The organism is Rhodococcus sp. 06-470-2 (assembly GCF_002258235.1).
Classification (GTDB): Bacteria; Actinomycetota; Actinomycetes; order Mycobacteriales; family Mycobacteriaceae; genus Rhodococcoides.
Genome location: NZ_NOYB01000016.1, coordinates 412866 through 428812, shown reverse-complemented (window position 1 = coordinate 428812; position 15947 = coordinate 412866). Strand labels below are relative to the sequence as shown.

15 protein-coding genes are annotated in these 15947 nt (G+C 64.4%); 6 read left to right on the top strand and 9 right to left on the bottom strand.

The window, feature by feature from the left end:
• The first annotated feature begins 338 nt into the window (after positions 1 to 338).
• From CH276_RS11100 to CH276_RS11090, 3 genes are read left to right on the top strand one after another with little or no spacing between them, the layout of a single operon-like run.
• Positions 339 to 2636 carry a glycerol-3-phosphate 1-O-acyltransferase gene (locus CH276_RS11100; protein ID WP_045197464.1) on the top strand — a complete coding sequence of 766 codons (2298 nt, stop codon included), beginning with the start codon at positions 339 to 341 and terminating at the stop codon, positions 2634 to 2636.
• A complete protein-coding gene (locus CH276_RS11095) occupies positions 2633 to 4060 on the top strand; it encodes an HAD-IB family hydrolase (RefSeq protein WP_032396772.1) in 1428 nt (475 codons plus the stop codon). The genes CH276_RS11100 and CH276_RS11095 overlap by 4 nt, the downstream gene beginning before the upstream one ends.
• Positions 4053 to 5084, top strand: a complete 1032-nt coding sequence (locus CH276_RS11090) for an adenylate/guanylate cyclase domain-containing protein (protein WP_032396773.1) — start codon at positions 4053 to 4055, stop codon at positions 5082 to 5084. Before CH276_RS11095 ends, CH276_RS11090 begins: the two co-directional genes overlap by 8 nt.
• Here CH276_RS11090 and CH276_RS11085 read toward each other — a convergent pair.
• From CH276_RS11085 to CH276_RS11050, 8 genes are read right to left on the bottom strand one after another with little or no spacing between them, the layout of a single operon-like run.
• Positions 5066 to 6127 carry an MSMEG_0565 family glycosyltransferase gene (locus tag CH276_RS11085; RefSeq protein ID WP_094629174.1) on the bottom strand — a complete coding sequence of 354 codons (1062 nt, stop codon included), beginning with the start codon at positions 6125 to 6127 and terminating at the stop codon, positions 5066 to 5068. The two genes, CH276_RS11090 and CH276_RS11085, sit on opposite strands and share 19 nt — an antisense overlap.
• On the bottom strand, positions 6124 to 6975 hold the full coding sequence (locus tag CH276_RS11080; protein ID WP_032396775.1) for a carbon-nitrogen hydrolase family protein: 852 nt from the start codon (positions 6973 to 6975) through the stop codon (positions 6124 to 6126). Before CH276_RS11080 ends, CH276_RS11085 begins: the two co-directional genes overlap by 4 nt.
• Positions 6976 to 6981: 6 nt before the next feature.
• Complete coding sequence (locus tag CH276_RS11075) at positions 6982 to 8256, bottom strand: MSMEG_0569 family flavin-dependent oxidoreductase (RefSeq protein ID WP_094629235.1); 1275 nt, start codon at positions 8254 to 8256, stop codon at positions 6982 to 6984.
• An 8-nt stretch (positions 8257 to 8264) separates the two neighbouring features.
• Positions 8265 to 8555: an MSMEG_0570 family nitrogen starvation response protein gene (locus CH276_RS11070; RefSeq protein ID WP_094629173.1), complete on the bottom strand. Its 291-nt coding sequence runs from the start codon at positions 8553 to 8555 to the stop codon at positions 8265 to 8267.
• A complete protein-coding gene (locus CH276_RS11065; RefSeq protein WP_094629172.1) occupies positions 8548 to 9441 on the bottom strand; it encodes a carbon-nitrogen hydrolase family protein in 894 nt (297 codons plus the stop codon). The genes CH276_RS11070 and CH276_RS11065 overlap by 8 nt, the downstream gene beginning before the upstream one ends.
• A complete protein-coding gene (locus tag CH276_RS11060) occupies positions 9438 to 10853 on the bottom strand; it encodes an MSMEG_0567/sll0787 family protein (protein ID WP_094629234.1) in 1416 nt (471 codons plus the stop codon). Before CH276_RS11060 ends, CH276_RS11065 begins: the two co-directional genes overlap by 4 nt.
• 1 nt (position 10854) lies before the next feature.
• The gene (locus CH276_RS11055) at positions 10855 to 11910 is read right to left on the bottom strand and encodes an MSMEG_0568 family radical SAM protein (protein ID WP_094629171.1); all 1056 of its coding nucleotides are present in this window, start codon (positions 11908 to 11910) and stop codon (positions 10855 to 10857) included.
• Positions 11911 to 11919: 9 nt separating this feature from the next.
• Complete coding sequence (locus CH276_RS11050) at positions 11920 to 12444, bottom strand: MSMEG_0572/Sll0783 family nitrogen starvation response protein (protein ID WP_027495238.1); 525 nt, start codon at positions 12442 to 12444, stop codon at positions 11920 to 11922.
• Between the two features lie 272 nt (positions 12445 to 12716).
• Here CH276_RS11050 and CH276_RS11045 point away from each other — a divergent pair, with 272 nt between their 5' ends.
• From CH276_RS11045 to CH276_RS11030, 3 genes are all read left to right on the top strand, one after another.
• Positions 12717 to 13097, top strand: coding sequence for a hypothetical protein (locus tag CH276_RS11045; protein ID WP_045197472.1), 381 nt, complete (start codon positions 12717 to 12719; stop codon positions 13095 to 13097).
• Positions 13090 to 13494 carry a hypothetical protein gene (locus CH276_RS11040; RefSeq protein ID WP_032396780.1) on the top strand — a complete coding sequence of 135 codons (405 nt, stop codon included), beginning with the start codon at positions 13090 to 13092 and terminating at the stop codon, positions 13492 to 13494. The genes CH276_RS11045 and CH276_RS11040 overlap by 8 nt, the downstream gene beginning before the upstream one ends.
• 463 nt (positions 13495 to 13957) lie before the next feature.
• Positions 13958 to 15376, top strand: a complete 1419-nt coding sequence (locus CH276_RS11030) for an HNH endonuclease signature motif containing protein (RefSeq protein ID WP_094689108.1) — start codon at positions 13958 to 13960, stop codon at positions 15374 to 15376.
• A 100-nt stretch (positions 15377 to 15476) separates the two neighbouring features.
• On the opposite strand, the gene CH276_RS11025 is transcribed toward CH276_RS11030, so the two are convergent.
• Entirely contained in the window at positions 15477 to 15905 is a 429-nt protein-coding gene (locus tag CH276_RS11025) for a type II toxin-antitoxin system Rv0910 family toxin (RefSeq protein ID WP_032396781.1), read from the bottom strand.
• Positions 15906 to 15947: the final 42 nt, after the last annotated feature.

Here is a 15947-nt window from a genome sequence, read left to right as displayed (position 1 = left end):
GGCCGGGCAGCGCAGAGCGCGTCGGATCGACGCATCGAGAGGCAATTTGTCTGTTAATCCAAGTAACTGTAACCACAAGTAACTGTTACTTGGATTAACACTTAGATTGAGGGTGACCGAGAAGGTCGATGACTCCGACCCTACACGACAGCCGTCGCGCGCGCCGCCCGAGCACACTCCAGGTGTCGTCGACCCTCACCGAGTACCGGCCGGTAGCTGCCCGACTCTCGGGGAGATCGGCGTCCGGGAACCACCCTCGCCGAACCACCCTCGCGCGCGGATTCTGCCGCGTAGCCTGGCGGCGTGCCTTCTTGCGGAGGTGCGGAACAGGAGTCTCGATGTACCACCTCGACGCGGACGAACAGTCGCTCAGCGACGGTCCGCACGTGTATTTGCTCGACGCCAAATCCACCCTCGAGGTGCAGGCTCTGAATCAGTGGATCGACGCCACCACACCGGACGGCGAGCCCCGTCCGCCCTCGGTTGTGCTCTCCGGTGAGGCGAGAACGTCACTGTCGGACAGTGTTCGCGGGTACGCCGACGATCCGCTGCTCATCCCGCTGCGGGTCACGTTGTCCGATCGCAAGAACGGCATTCTGCACCGCATCTTCGCGCCCCGTGGTCGGTCCAAGCCCACCCAGGTATGGCAGCGATGGGTGGCAGGCGACGACCCCGACCACTCCGCGGTACTGGTCGGGGAACCCGCGACACTCAGTGATCTGCGAGAACGGTTCGAACGCGGTGGCGGCACGTCCCTGTCGTCGTTCATTCTGCGTCAGGCCAGTCTGGCATTGGACAAGGCCGAGCGCGGCGTCATCGGCTCCGAGTACAAGATCCCGCGCTTCGTCGTCGAGGACATGACGGAGCAGAAGAAGTTCCGCGACGGGATCACCGAGCTCGCGGAAGAGGTCGGCCAGGATCGCGAGGCCGTCGACAAGCGCGTCCAGGACATCCTGGGCGAGATGGTGGCAACCGAGACCCGTCGTGCAGTCGAGATGTGGGGAACCCTCGGGGCGTACTTCTCGCGGGCGTACAAGGTGGACGTGGACCGCGATCAACTGCAGAAGGTGCGCGAGCTCAACAAGAACTATCCGTTGGTGTTCCTTCCCAACCACCGTTCCTATCTCGACCCGCTCGTGCTGCGTCCGGCGCTGCTGGCCGAAGGTCTGCCGCTCAACCACGTCATGGGCGGCATCAACGTCGGCTTCTGGCCGCTGGGTCCGATCGCCAAACGCAGTGGCGTGGTGCTCATCCAGCGGAAATTCTCGGACGCGATCTACAAGTGGACGCTGCGTCAGTACATGAGCTTCCTGCTGAGCAAGCGGTTCAACCTCGAGTGGTACATCGAAGGCGGCCGCAGCCGCACGGGAAAGCTCCGCCCGCCGCGGTTCGGGTTGTTGACCTATCTGGTCGACGCACTCGAGACCAGCGATGCCGAGGACGTCTACCTGGTTCCGACGTCCATCACCTACGACCGCCTCCACGAGGTCGGTGCGATGGCCGAGGAGTCGCACGGAGCGAAGAAGCAGGCCGAGGGCATTCGCATGGCCATCGGCTACATCCGGGCGCAGGGCACGTTGCGCGGCAACGTGTACCTGAACTTCGGCGAGCCGATGTCGGTGGCGTCGATCGTCGCCGACAATCCCGACAAGCGGGTGGCGGTGCAGAAGATCGCGCTCGGCGTCTCCCACGCGATCAACGACGCGACTCCGGTGACGCCGGCGGCGTTGGTCACCATGGCCCTGCTCGGCATCGAGGATCGCGCTCTCAACGTCAACGAGATGTGGGCGATCATCGCCCCGCTCGCGCGCTACATCAAACGCCGCAACCTGCCCACCGCTGGCGGCGTGGACATCGCCGACGTCGATGTCGTGCGCTCGGCCGTCATCGCACAGGTCAACGCCAACGTCGTCAAGCGTTTCGACGACGGCCCCGAGCCGCTGTTCTACCTGGCCCAGGACAAGCACCTGGTGGCAGCGTTCTTCCGCAACAACGCCATCCACTTCTTCGTCATGCGCGCCATCGGCGAGCTGGTGGTACTCCCGACCAGCGGCGATTCGACGCCGTTGACCCAGGAATCTCTGTGGCAGTCGGCACTGCAGTTGCGCGATCTGCTCAAGTTCGAGTTCTTCTTCGGCGACAAGAAGGACTTCGGCGAACGGCTCGAATCCGAGGTCGATCTCATCGATCCGGACTGGCGCACCCACATCAGCGACCCCGATTACGCTGCGCGACAACTTCAGTCGCAGGATCTGCATCTGGCACACCGCGTATTGCAGCCGATCTTCGAGGCCTACCAGGTGGTTGCCGATCAGCTGATGTTGCTGCCCCAGAGCGGTGAGTTCGACAAGCCGAAGTTCATCACCGAATGCCTCGGCGCTGCTCAGGCCAGACGGCTTCGTCAGCAGCTCGATCACAGCGAGTCGATCTCCGGCGAATTGTTCGACACTGCACTGCAATTGGCGGAGAATCGCGACCTGGTCGATTCGAGCGCAGACGGTATCGCCCGCCGCCGCAGGGCATTCGCGCTCGAGATCGACGAGTGGGCACGCAAGGTGCGCACGATCCGCGACATGGCGCACCGCATGCTGCGCGAGGTGGACCCGATCTCGGCCCCCGAGGAGAACAATTCATGACCGAATTCGACGATCGACTCATCGCGATCGCCGCCGCTCCACCCGGCCGAGACACCGTGGCATTCTTCGATCTCGACGGCACTCTGATCAACGGGTTCTCGGCCCGCGCAGTCTTTCTCGAACGACTCAAGACCCTGGACGTGACGGTCAAGGAACTGTGGGAGATATCGAGCGCCGTCGTCGAGATGCGGATGCGTAACTCCCCGGTCGACAACCTGATGGGCAAGGCAGTCCGCGGCCTCGAGGGCCGTCGGGAAGAAGACCTGATGGAGCAGGCGTACACGCTGTTCCGCAACGAGATCGCGCCGATGATCTACCCACAGGCCCGCGCGCTCGTCGAAGCTCATCGCCATGCCGGGCACCGATTGGTGATGGCCACCTCGGCCACGCCGTACCAGGCTCTGCCCGTGCAGCAGGACATGATGTTCGAGACTCTGCTCTGCACCACTCCGGTGGTCACCGACGGGATACTCACCGGCGAACTGGTCGGCGATTCGTTGTGGGGTCCGCGCAAGGCACAGGCCGCGATCGACTACGCCGAGCGGGAGGGCATCGCACTGGCCGGCTGCTTCGCCTACTCCAACGGCGGCGAGGACGTGCCGCTGCTCGAGGCCGTCGGGCGACCCGTCGCACTCAATCCGGACCCGGAACTACAGCGGTACGCGGCAAAGAAGAAATGGCCGTCGCTGACGCTGGAGAGCCCCAAACGCGGCACCGACCTCACCTCGGCCGTACGCAGCACCGCCGCTCTCGGTTCGGTGCTGGCCAGCGCATCGATCGGCCTGGGACTGGGACTGCTGACGCGCAGCCGCCGCAACGGAGCGAACATCACCAGCACCATCGCGCCGGACATCGCGTTGACCATCGCCGGCGTCAAGCTCGACGTGACCGGCACCGAGAACGCGTGGTCGGCACGCCCGGCGGTCTTCATGTTCAACCACCAGAGCACCGCCGACTCGATCATCGTCACCTCCATTCTCCGACGCGACATCACCGCGGTCGCCAAGCGAGAACTCGAACGCGACCCACGATTCGCATTGCTGGGCAGGATCTTCGACGTCGCCTACGTTGACCGCGGCGATCCCGCTCAGGCCCGCGAGGCGATGCGCCCGGCCATCGAGAAGCTGCACAGTGGCATCTCGGTCGCCATCGCGCCCGAGGGCACGCGGATGCCGACGTCGCGTCTCGGCCGATTCAAGAAGGGCGGATTTCACCTGGCGATGCAGGCCGGAGTGCCCATCGTTCCGATCGTCATCCACAATGCGGGCGACGTGATGTGGAAAAAGGATTTCACCGTCCATTCCGGTACCGTCAAGGTCACCGTCGGCGAGCCCATTCCCACCACGGACTGGGAGCCCGAGAAGATCGACTCGTACGTCGACGATGTCCGATCCTATTTCGACAGAACGTTGGGATATGCCTGAGAACCAGATCAACTCGGTGGTGCAAGCGGAGATCGAACGCAATCTCCTGGGGGGCACGCCGAAGTACAACCGTTCCGACATCGTCAGCAAGTCGGGGCTGCCGCTCGAGCGGGTCATCGCACTGTGGATCGGCATGGGCTTTCCCATCCACACCGACACCGAGGCCGTCGTCTACACCGACGCAGACCTCGAGGCACTGAAGCTGATCACCGGACTCACCGAACAGAAGGTCATCAAGCCCGAGATGGAGGTCGCGATTGCGCGCACTCTCGGCCAGTCGATGTCCAGGCTCGCCGAATGGCAAGTGGGCGTGGTGAACTCTCACATCCTCGAGCGCATCACCAGTAACGACGAGGACAAGAACGACATCGACGCCATCCGGCGCAACGCCAGGGACATCGCGGCCGAGACTGTGCCCACCCTCGAAGCGCTCCAGGGTTACACCTGGCGTCGGCATCTGGCCGCAGCAGCGGGACGGTCCATCGCCGCTCCCGACGACGCCACCGACAGCCCCGTCATGGCCGTCGGCTTCGCGGACATGGTCGGCTACACCAGCCTGACGCGTCGACTCGACATCGGCGAACTGACGACACTGCTCGAGGAGTTCGAGTCGCTCGCCACCAATATCATTGCGCGCGGGCGTGGTTCGGTGATCAAGAACGTCGGCGACGAAGTGATGTTCAGCGCGCAGACGCCCGAGGACGCCGCCCACATCGCCCTCGACCTGCAGGACGCGTTCGCCGAGCAGGAAGACATGCCGGACCTGCGCGTCGGGTTGGCCTGGGGACCGGTTCTCGCCCGCTACGGCGACCTGTACGGCTCGGTGGTCAACATCGCTGCGCGCCTGACCAGTTCGGCCAATCCCGGAACGACTCTCGTCGACACAGTCATGACCGAAGAGCTGCGTCACGATTCCGAGTTCTACCTCAAATCGATTCGCTCACTACGGGTCAAGGGGTTCCACAAGCTCAAGCCCCACGGACTCAGGCGAAACAAGCGCAACGGTCAGCGCAGCGAGGAATAGAACTCGAGGTGTCGACGCGCGGCCTCGTCCCACGTCAGGCCACGCGCCAGCGTCAGACCGGGTGACGGGTCCTGCGGGGTCGCGAGCGCACGTTCCAGTTCGGCCGCCATGGTCGCTGCCGTGGACGCGTAGGTAACACTGTCCCCGAACACTTCCCGCAAGACCGGCAGATCTCGCGCGACGACGGGAGTCGACGCCGCGAGAGCCTCCATGGCCGCCAACCCGAAACCCTCCTTGGTGGAGAAGAACGGCAGCACAGCGGCCTGCGCCACGAGGTGCGGCAACTCGTCGTCGTCGACGGTACCGAGTATCACCGGCTCGATACCGAGTTCTGCTGCGCGCCGGTCGAACTCGGAACGGTAGTCGCGGTAGTCGAACAGCGTCTCGCCGCCGGCGAAGACCAGGCGCAGATCGTGCGCAGCAAGCCGGGCGAAGGCGTCGAGCAGATCGAGACTGCCCTTGCGTGGTTCTATGCCCCCGACTGCGAGCACGTAGCGGCCGAGCTTCTCACGCCAGTGCGATCGACCCGATTGCGCAGCCGCAGTGAACCTCTCGGCGTCGACGCCGTTGGGTATGACCGTAGGCTCGAATCCCCATCCGCGGCGAACATCGCTCGCCACTGCCGCCGACACACAGATACGCGCATACGGCGCAGTGATCGCGCGTTCGTGGCATGCGGCCAGCTCGGGCGTGGTGAACTCGTCCAGGTGATGGATGGTCCTGATGCAGCGGCCGACGGCATTGGCGGAAATGCAGTCCTGCGCGTGGACGATGTCGTACTCGTCCGGTGTGAACGCCTGCCGCAGAACATCTATCGACCGCAGAATTCGTTCTCCGACGTTCTCTTCGTCCCGGTGCTCGAACGGGACCATTCTGATGTCGACGGCGGGGTCGACGGCACGGAAGAACGTGCTGTCGCCGCCGCGACCGAGAGACCACACCGAGACGTCCTGACCGGCGCGCGCCAGTGCCTCCGCCAACGCCAGCGTGTGCACCACTCCGCCGCGCGGCTTGGACGAGTACGTCAACAGGCTGATCTTCACTGGCCCGGCTTCTCCTGCAACAGATTCGGATAGGCATCCACCCGGCGTTCCGCCAGGTGATGCAGTCCCCGGCGGGCTCGGTCGACCTCGGCGTCGACATCGATCTCGTGCACCGCGAGCCCGCCCTTGGACCAGGTCCGCGCCAGTACGTCACCACCGGGACCGACGATCTTCGCCTGACCCAGAAAGCGGAGGGACCCCATCACCCCGGTCTGATTGGACGAGACCAGCACTACCTGGTTCTCGGCCGCTCGGGCTGCGTCGTACAGATCGAACAGTCGGGACTGTCGATCGTTCGGCAGCGAGGACGCCCGATCTGTGACGCTGGCGGGCCACGCCGACAGCGCCGCAATGATTCTCGCTCCGTCGAGCGCCAACGTCCGCGCCGACTCCGGGAACGTCTTGTCGTAGTCGATCAGCATCCCCATCCGCCCCACCGGGGTATCGAAGGCCTCGAAGTGGTCACCGGCCGCGTAGGCGAGCGACTCCCCGAGCGGCTGATGCACCTTGCGGTGACTACCCAGAATGCCGTCTCCCGTCAGACAGGCGGCAGCGTTGTACCGCAACCCTTTCGACAGCTCGGTGTACCCGATGCAGATCGTCATGTCTCCGGCCGCGGCGATGATGGCGGCCAATTCCGGACCGTCGGGATCGAGGGTGGGCGGCAGTTCCGCGGGATCCGGATTGCTCAGGCTGTTGATGTAGCCCCCGAGGGACGCGTCGGGCAGCACCAGGAGATCGATGCCTTCTCGAGCCGCACTGGAGATGATCGTGGTGATCTTCAGTACGGCCCGGTCGACATCTCTCCCGAAATGTGCTGCCAGCGCGCCGATCTTGATAGGAGCCAACGGGACTCAGACCATCTGGCTCTGCGGCTGCACTGAGCTTCGAGACTGTGCTGCACTGATCTCGAGACCGATCTGGTCGGCGAGGAACTGCGCGTCCCGGGCCACCGAGGCGAAGCGTCCCGAACCCCAGGTGTGCTGCCACGGCAGGCCGAGGAAGTACAGGCCCGGCACCGAGGTGACGCCCCGGTTGTGCGTCGGGTGCCCCTCACCGTCGAAGGTACCGACCTTCAGCCACCGGTAGTCGGTGCGAAAGCCGACCGACCAGACGACGGCCTTGATCTCGGTGGCGGCGAGGTCGAGTTCGGTGGTCTCGGTCTCCGGCCGCCACACCGGCACGTAGCGATCCTCGGTGGGGGCGCTGATTCCCTCGCGCTCGATGTAGGCGTCGATGTTGTCCTTGATGCTTTCGGCCACCCGATCCGCGGCATCGAGAGATGCCTCCAGGGTGGGTGCGAACTGCAGAACACCGTCCTCGACGCCGAGCAATCGGCCGTAGAGCTGCATCCCCTCGGTGGCGAATGCGCGCAGGTCGATGTCTCGACCACCGTCACGACCGGTGACGTAGTGGTTGGTGTTCTCGCGTTTGCCGACGCCACCGGGTTGATCTTCGATGGAGACATCGTAGACCCCCATATCGTGCAACCAGGCGACACAGTCGCGGCCGCGATAAAAGCGTGCGACGCGGGGAGCGGTGCCGGCCACCAGGTGAACACGTCGGCCGTCGAGGTGCAGGTCCTCGGCGATCTGAGCACCGGACTGTCCGGTGCCTACCACCAGCACGTCGCCGTCCGGGAACTGGTGGGATCCTCGGTAATCGGACGAGTGGATCTGGACGATGTCACGCGGTAGCTTCTCGGCGAACCGCGGGATGGTGGGGATGTGGTATCCACCGACGGCGACGACGATCTGGTCGGCATGCATGGGGCCGTCGGACGTCTGCAGGTCGAAGCCGCCATCCAGGCCCTGCAGAGCTCGGTCGACAGAAACATGTTCTCGTACAGGCGCATCGAAGCTCTCGGCGTAACGGCGCACGAAGGCGTACACCTCGTCGCGCTGCATGAACCCGTCGGGATCGTCACCGTCGTAGGAGTATCCAGGGAGTGCGCACTGCCAGTTCGGCGTGACGAGAGTGAAGTTGTCCCAGCGCGAGTCCTTCCACTCGTGCGCGATCGTGTCGCGCTCCAACACGAGGTGTTCGATGCCACGCTGCGTCAGATGCCAGCTGATCGACAGGCCGGCCTGTCCGCCGCCGACGACGATCACTCGGTGATGCTCGACGATGTCTCCGGTCACAGCAGTTCAGCTCCCGACATACTCAGTACGCGAACGGCACCGGCCTCGTACGAGGTACTGACACCGTGGATCTCTTCCATCTGCTGCGCGGCCGAGGTGCACCGCATGCCGAACTTGGCGAGAACTCGATCGCTGGCGATCGTCAACGCCTCCGACGTCCGCTGTACGAACTCCGCCACCGGGTACTCCCGCCCGGGTGTCAGGTAGTCGTGCATCACCAGAGACGGTGAATAGCAGGACTGTTCGCGACCATCGGGCCATCGGACGAGGAACGACATCTCAGGCATGGATCGGCTCCTTCGTGATGGTCCGATACACCGACGGACGGCGATCACGAAGGTTGTACATGCCGCCGCCACGTGCCGCGCCGATGAGTGCGGCGACGTCGACGGTGGCCGTGGCCAAGCCCGGTTCGACGCCCGTTCCGGCGAGGATCTCTCCGCCGGGTCCGACGATCTTCGCGCTGCAGACGAATCGAAGCGATCCGAAGGTGCCTGCCTGATTGGCTGCGACCCAGACGATCTGGTTCTCGAGAGCGCGGGCTCGGTCGTAGATGTCGAACCGCTGTTTCCACCGGTCCTCTTCCATGTTCTCGACGGTCGCGGTGCGGGCCGTCGGCCAGGCGGAGATGGACGCGACGATCTCGGCACCGTCGAGCGCGAGTTCCCGTGCTGCCTCGGGGAATCCCTTGTCGTAGCAGATCTGCATGCCCATGCGGCCGATCGGAGTGTCGAAGGCGGAGTAGCTGTCTCCCGCGTCGTAGCAGAGGTTTTCACCCAGCGGCTGATGCACCTTGCGGTAGGAACCCAGAATGCCGCTGCCGTCGACCGTCACGGCGGCGTTGTAGCGGGTATCGCCGTCCTTCTCGCAGAAGCCGAACGTGATGACGGTGTCGCCCGCCATGTCGATGACCCGCCTGATCTCGGGTCCGTCGAGTTCGAGGGCCGGGGGAAGTGCTTTCAGTCGACGCTGTCGCGATTCTTCGGTCTCGTCGCCGCCACCGAGGCTCGGCAGGTAGCCGCCGAGGCAGGCCTCGGGTAGGACGAGCAGTTGGCTGCCGCGGTTGCGTGATTCCTCGAGCAGGGCGGCGATGGTGGCGTAACCCTGTTCCATGTCGCGACCGAACTCGGCTGCGGCGACAGAAATGGTGACGGGCTTCGGGTGGGTGGTCATGCTTCTCCCAATCCGGTCACGGTGGACGTGACCGCGCGAGTGGTGATTCCGTCGGGCCATCGCAGCGCGACGCCCGGAATGTCGGTGAGCTCTCCGCAGACTGCGGACAGGGCAGGTCCCGACGGTGCAGTGGGTGCACCGGGACGGTCCGCGGTGATCATCGCGAACCCTGGAAAACACGTGATCCATTCACCCATCGACGCTGCGTCGGGCTTCGGTATCGAGGCGATGTCGAGTACGGCACCGGATCCGCTCGCCTCGGCGAGCATTCCGGTGGTGCCGGCCAGGCCCGCCATCGAGACGTCCTTGGCGGCCTTGGGTGCGGTGCGGGCTACGAACGACGCCATTTCTGTCAATTCGTCGGAGTTCCGGCGTGAAGACGAATCCCATTGCTGCCCATGGTATCCGCGCCTCCACTCGCCCTCGATGTCTGCGGTGAGCGTCAACCGATCGCCGACGCTTCCGCCGCCGGCACGCACCGGTCGAGAGGTCCGCCCGAGTGCGGTGACCGACAGCGATGACGGCACCCCGGCCTGAGTGTGGCCGCCGAGTACCGGGACCTGCCATGCCGCAGAGGCATTGGCGAGACCACGGATGATGCGGGTCAGCCGACTCTGGGTGGGGGCTCCGACGGAATCGAGCATTCCGACAGCGCGCGCACCCATCGCCGACAGGTCGTTCAGATTGACCAGCGCCGCGCACCAGCCGGCCCACTCCGGATCACGATCGACCATGGAAGGGATGATGGCATCGCACGCGGCGATCATGTCGCTACCTGGTACCGGAACGCCGTCGTCGCCGCGAAAACCTCTGGCTCCGAGCCCGAGTGGCTGCGCCTTCAGAGGTGCGAGCACCCCGGCCAACATTGACTTGGTCGACGAGACGAGTCGTTCGATGCGGTCGATCGGCCAGTACATCGCAACGTGCGGTGTGTTGGCCACCTCGACGTCGCCGCGGCGAATCCACCCGAGGCGGGTGAACAGTTGCTCGTTGCGCTTCTGCACCGTCGCGTCGAAGCGAAGTACGCCTCGACTCTCCGCATGGGCGCAGGCTGCCCGAACCAGGGCGGGCCCGACGCCGGACGTACGCGCCGCGGCGGAGACCACGAGGCGGCTCCCGGCCCACCACCCCAGATCCGTTGCGGTACAGGGTGCCAGCCGCACTCCGCCGAGCACTGTACCGTCCCGATCGGTGGCGACCAGAACGACTGCGCGGGAATCGTCGTCGACGTCGTCGTGATCGGTGCCGGCGAACAGGCCCTGCTCGGCAACGAAGGTCGCTCTCCTGAGGGCACGATAGGCGTCCAACTGCGCTGCGCTTTCGCACGGTTGGATGATGAACCTCGGCTCGACGACAGTGGTTGCAGTACCGGACAATCCGGCAAGGTCGCCCGCTTCTACGACACCGAACATGTCAGCCTCCCGCGTTCTGCAGAACGCTGCACGCACCGCATGCCGCGCAGCCTGCCTTCTGATCGGATCCGAGCATCGCCGCGGCCTGGAGTTCCTTGGCGACGCGTCGGGTGACGTTTTCGAGGACGTCCCGGTCGGGGGCACTCGCTCGGTCCACGTCCACCGCCAACGTTCCGGCGAGCGGACGGAACGGAACGACGAAGGGGTAGACACCCATGTCGATGAGTTCCGCTGCCCCGGCCACCAATTCGTCCGGATCCTCGCCGAGTCCCACCAGAATGTACGTCGAGACCTGGTTGCGTCCGAAGACACGAACCGCTTCTCTCCACGCAGCGCGGTACTCGTCCATCGAGACCGATGCCTTGCCCGGCATCCACCGGCGTCGAACGTCGTCGTCGAGGGATTCGACGTGGATGCCGATGGATTCGGCACCGGCGTCGTACAGATCCTGAATTGTCGAGAGGTCGCCGGGAGGTTCGCACTGCACCTGGATCGGCAGCTGCGGAACCACAGCCTTGATGGCTCGCACGCATCGAGCCAGGTGACGGGCACCGCGGTCCTTGGCGGCCGAGGTGCCCGTCGTCATGACCATCTGCGTGACGCCGTCGAGCCGCACCGCAGCCTCGGCCACCTCGGCGAGCTGCGCCGGGGTCTTGACGGCGATCGTGTCGCCGGCGTCGAGCGAGGCTTCGATGGAACAGAAGCGGCAGCGTTGATCGGCGTCGTAGCGGATGCAGGTCTGCACCACGGTCGTAGCGAGAACACTGGTGCCGTGCAGCTTCGCGATCTTCTCGTAGGCGATACCGTCGGCGGTTTCCAGGTCGTAGAACTGCGGGCGGTCGACGGCCTGCACATCGAGCCCGATGTCGTTGCCGTCGAACAGCACTCGACCCTCTTCGAGAACGTACGGACTGAGCGGATTGCGCGGAATGGCTGCGCCGAGGCCGTCGATGCGGACATGTCCGTCGTCACTCGGCCCTGCACCGGCAGTTCTGGAGACCGGCGTGGCTCCTCGGATACCGAGCAACGCCAGATCTACACGCGTACTGACCGACACGGTGCGCTCCTAGACCATGTAGGTCGAGTTGATGATGGCACCCTTGCGCGCGTAGTGGATCAGCGCGTCCTGCACGTCCAGGGGGTGAGCCGGGATGACGCCCTCGATGAGGTCCTCTTCGCGACCGCCGTGCAGGGCCAGTCCGAAGCGGCAGCAGAACACGGTGCCACCCTCGGCGATGAAGGTCGCGAGCGAATCGTTGATGTTCTGCTCGCCCGGGAACCCGGAGTCACCGGTGGTGGGAAAGCCGCGAGTGGCAAGGCAATTGATGGCACCGGGACCGTAGAAGTACATGGCCGACTCGAAGCCCTTGCGCAGAGCGCGGGTCGCCTGGAGTACCGCGACGAACGACACCGAGGACTCGTGCGCGATGCCGTGCACCAGCGTGAAGTAGCTCTCGCCGTTCTCGGCCTTGTAATCGGGGAAGATCTTGGTGGAGCCGTAGATGTTGCTGCCCTTGGGAAGTGAAGGGTGCGGAATCTCTTCGAGGGACTTCTTGATGTTCTCGGCGATGGACTGGTCGAGATCTGACACTGGTGTCTCCTGAGGTTCGCGGAACTGGCTGAATGCAGTGGGCAACTACTCGAGATGCGGTGGACACCGATGGCCACCTGAGGAAGAGAGGTCATGTCCGGCGAGAGAGCGGATCCTCTGCGGCCGTGGAACAAGTACAAGCCCCATCCATTTCCGATTGGTCACACCCGGAACAACGCCGTGTTTCGAGGGCCTCACAGTGTTGACGTGGCGTTACGCGGATAGTGTGGAGGCTGCATCACCCATCCACCACGAACTTGACGAGGAACTCGATGATCGGCGCCGTCACCGGCTTGTTGTATGCGTTGTCCCTGGTCGTCGGTGTCTGGGTGCTCGCGAAGCTCGTCATGAACCGACCGGTTCTGCTGAAGAACAAGTCCGATCGCGCACTGTTCTGGACCATCGCGGCCACCGAGGCCGTCGTCGCGCTGCAGGCCGTCATCGGGTTCGTCATGATGTTCACCTCGGACCGCGAGATACACCGGCTGACATTCGGGTCCTACCTCGTCGGGCTGCTGTTCCTTCTCCCCCTCGGCACGTGGTGGTCTCTGGGCGACCGCTCCCGCGGCGGCACTGCCGTACTCCTCGTTGCCGTCCTCACCCTCGCGGCCATGGTGCTGCGCCTGAGCCAGATTTGGGCCGGATATGCCTGACAACCTCCAGCAAGCGACGCGCACCGGATTCGGGCGCTTCCTCATCGCCGTCTACGCCGTGTTCGCCGTCGCCGCGACATCACGCTCGATCGTGCAACTCACCACGCGATTCGACGACGCACCGGTGGCGTACCTGCTCTCGGCGTTCGCTGCTGTGGTCTACATCGTCGCCACGGTAGGACTGGCCCGAGCAACAGAAGCGTCTCGACGAGTGGTGACGGTCTCCTGCATCATCGAACTCGTCGGAGTCATCGGCATCGGCACGCTCAGCTACATTCAGCCCCAGGACTTCCCGGAGCCGACGGTGTGGTCGCACTTCGGATCCGGATACGTCTTCATCCCGGTGGTGCTCCCCATCGCGGGACTGTGGTGGTTGCGAAAGACCCGACAGCTCTAGGGGTCCGTTCTGAATTTCGCCCAATTGGCGTAAGTCTCAATACTCGACATCCCGTGCCACTGACGTCGACAACTGATCTGGATGCGGTCTGGCCATGAAGGCGAGTCCTCCGATCATCGCGGCCGACCTCTCGCTTTCGATCTCCACTCAGGGCTCCCACGACGATCGGTCTCGCCGTCGCCGACATGGCGAACGGGCGAGTCGGCCATTTACGATGCAGGAGGCCGGCCGATGGGTACAAGTTGATGCACTGCTGTCCGTCGACTTCGGTTGGGAAGTCGAGATATTCGACGCGTTGCTCGTGACCGGAACCTGAGCCACGGCGACCATCATCCTGAAACGCGCGCGGCCGCACCTATCACACACCACTGACAGGTTTTCGATCACGAATAGTCAAGTAGCGCAATAGTTTTCGATTCAACAATGGTTGCTAGTCGAACGCACGTTCGATACACTTCATGGCATGACCACCGCGATCTGGCAACTGAGCGAGGCAGAACTCCTCGCCGAGTCTGCTGCGGTCTCCCACCAGATCCAGCTGCTCGAAGCCCGGCGCATCGCTCTCGTCGCCGACATCGACACCCGCGTCTCGCGCGAGAAACTCGGATTCCCCGGCCCCGCCGGCTGGCTGACCTCCACCACCCTGCTCTCGGCGGGTAAGGCGAACAAGATCGTCGCCCTCGCCCGCGGACTGAAGAACTTCCCCGACATCGCCGACGCCGTGAACGCCGGCGTCATGACCGTCGACCACGCCGCGTTGATCCTCACCTTCGCCGAAACCCCACCGAAGAACCTCCCCCAAGCCGGGCAGGACATAGCGCGGAAAGCGATGATCGCCGCCGCGACCGGGCCCGACGCGCGCACCGGCCGGATCCGCGAAGCGATCACCAAACTCCACGACAGATTCGGCGGCAAAAAGCCACCTCCCGAGGACACCGACCGCAACGAATTCTTCGCCTCCAAGACCCTCAACGGCCGGCTGGTACTCAAGGGAGACTTCGATGCGATCACCGGAGAAAAGCTGCTCACCGCACTCTCACCGCTGACCGAACCCCGCCCCGCTGCCGACGGCGACGGCGACGAGACACCCAAAACCGGAGACGACCGCAGCCCCGCCAAGCGACGAGCCGACGCCTTCGGACACATCCTCGACCAATACCTCGCCTCCAGTGATCGACCCATCGAAGGCGGTGAACGCCCGCACCTGAACCTGCACATCACCCTGCGTGATCTCACCGACCTTCGCGACAGTGCCGACGCCGACGATATCGCAGACGACATCGCCGACGACGAAACCAACCGCGCGGCAGCCGAATCCGATACAGACCGAGTCGATCCGGTCGACATCAACACCGGACACCCCATCCACCCCGATGCGGAAGACGGGACGAATCCACCTTGTGCCGCAGATCGTGGCGCGTACCGGGACCTGTTCGGCGACGGCACTTCGGTCGGGTGGCTGCCCTGGATGGGACCGCTCTCGCGCAACACCTCCCGGCAACTCGCCTGCGACTGTGTCCTGACCGCCATCGTCATGGACGAGCACGGATCCCCGATCAACCTTGCCCGCACCGCACGCACCGTCACCGCCAAACAACGCAAAGCCCTCATCGCGAGAGACCACACCTGTGCTTTCCCCGGCTGCGGAAAACCCGCCGCCTGGACCGAAGGACATCACATTCGGCACTGGGCCGACGGTGGCCCCACCGACATGAACAACCTCGTCCTACTGTGCGGATTCCACCACCGACTCCTCCACCACTCCGACTGGGAAGTGTTCATCGGCACCGACAACCACCCGTGGTTCATCCCACCGGCCACCGTCGACCCGTACCGACAACCCAGACGATCCCACGCCCGAGCAGGCCCCCACATCGCCTGACCCGCGCACCACACAAGCCCACAGACGACCCCAGCCCCGCACCGAGAACACGGTGCGGGGCTGGAAGAGGTTGTCGTGCAGCTAGTTCGACGAAGATCCGTCAGCTCAACGCCGCCAGGTTCGCAACGGATTTCTTCACATCGGTATCGAGTGCTCGCGCCACCACCGATCCCACCGGACCGAACAGCACACCCCCGCCGAACTTCGCATCGAGCGTCAGCTCCGATCCACCCTCGGCCTCACGTACATGGACCGTCAGCGAGATTCGCACTCCACCCTTACCTCGGCCGGACATCTCGATCAGCTTGGGTTCGTCGTACTCCGTGAAGGTCCAGTTGATCGTGTTCTTGAAGCCCTTCACCTTCACCAGTGACTCCACTTCGGTGCCCTTGCCGACCTTCTTGGGCGGTGGGCTGCACCATCCACCGTGGATGGTCATCCACTCGTCGAACCGATCGAGTGCGGAAGCTTTGTCCCACGCACCCTGCGGATTCTCGGGCATCTGTACTGAGACACTGATCGTCGCCATAAGAAAAGAGCCTGTCACAACTCCCCCGCATCTTCAGACGGC

Coding starts and splice junctions, on each gene's coding strand:
- CH276_RS11100 (WP_045197464.1), top strand. CDS start 339: ATGTACCACCTCGACGCGGACGAACAGTCGCTCAGCGACGGTCCGCAC.
- CH276_RS11095 (WP_032396772.1), top strand. CDS start 2,633: ATGACCGAATTCGACGATCGACTCATCGCGATCGCCGCCGCTCCACCC.
- CH276_RS11090 (WP_032396773.1), top strand. CDS start 4,053: ATGCCTGAGAACCAGATCAACTCGGTGGTGCAAGCGGAGATCGAACGC.
- CH276_RS11070 (WP_094629173.1), bottom strand. CDS start 8,555: ATGCCTGAGATGTCGTTCCTCGTCCGATGGCCCGATGGTCGCGAACAG.
- CH276_RS11065 (WP_094629172.1), bottom strand. CDS start 9,441: ATGACCACCCACCCGAAGCCCGTCACCATTTCTGTCGCCGCAGCCGAG.
- CH276_RS11060 (WP_094629234.1), bottom strand. CDS start 10,853: ATGTTCGGTGTCGTAGAAGCGGGCGACCTTGCCGGATTGTCCGGTACT.
- CH276_RS11045 (WP_045197472.1), top strand. CDS start 12,717: ATGATCGGCGCCGTCACCGGCTTGTTGTATGCGTTGTCCCTGGTCGTC.
- CH276_RS11040 (WP_032396780.1), top strand. CDS start 13,090: ATGCCTGACAACCTCCAGCAAGCGACGCGCACCGGATTCGGGCGCTTC.
- CH276_RS11030 (WP_094689108.1), top strand. CDS start 13,958: ATGACCACCGCGATCTGGCAACTGAGCGAGGCAGAACTCCTCGCCGAG.
- CH276_RS11025 (WP_032396781.1), bottom strand. CDS start 15,905: ATGGCGACGATCAGTGTCTCAGTACAGATGCCCGAGAATCCGCAGGGT.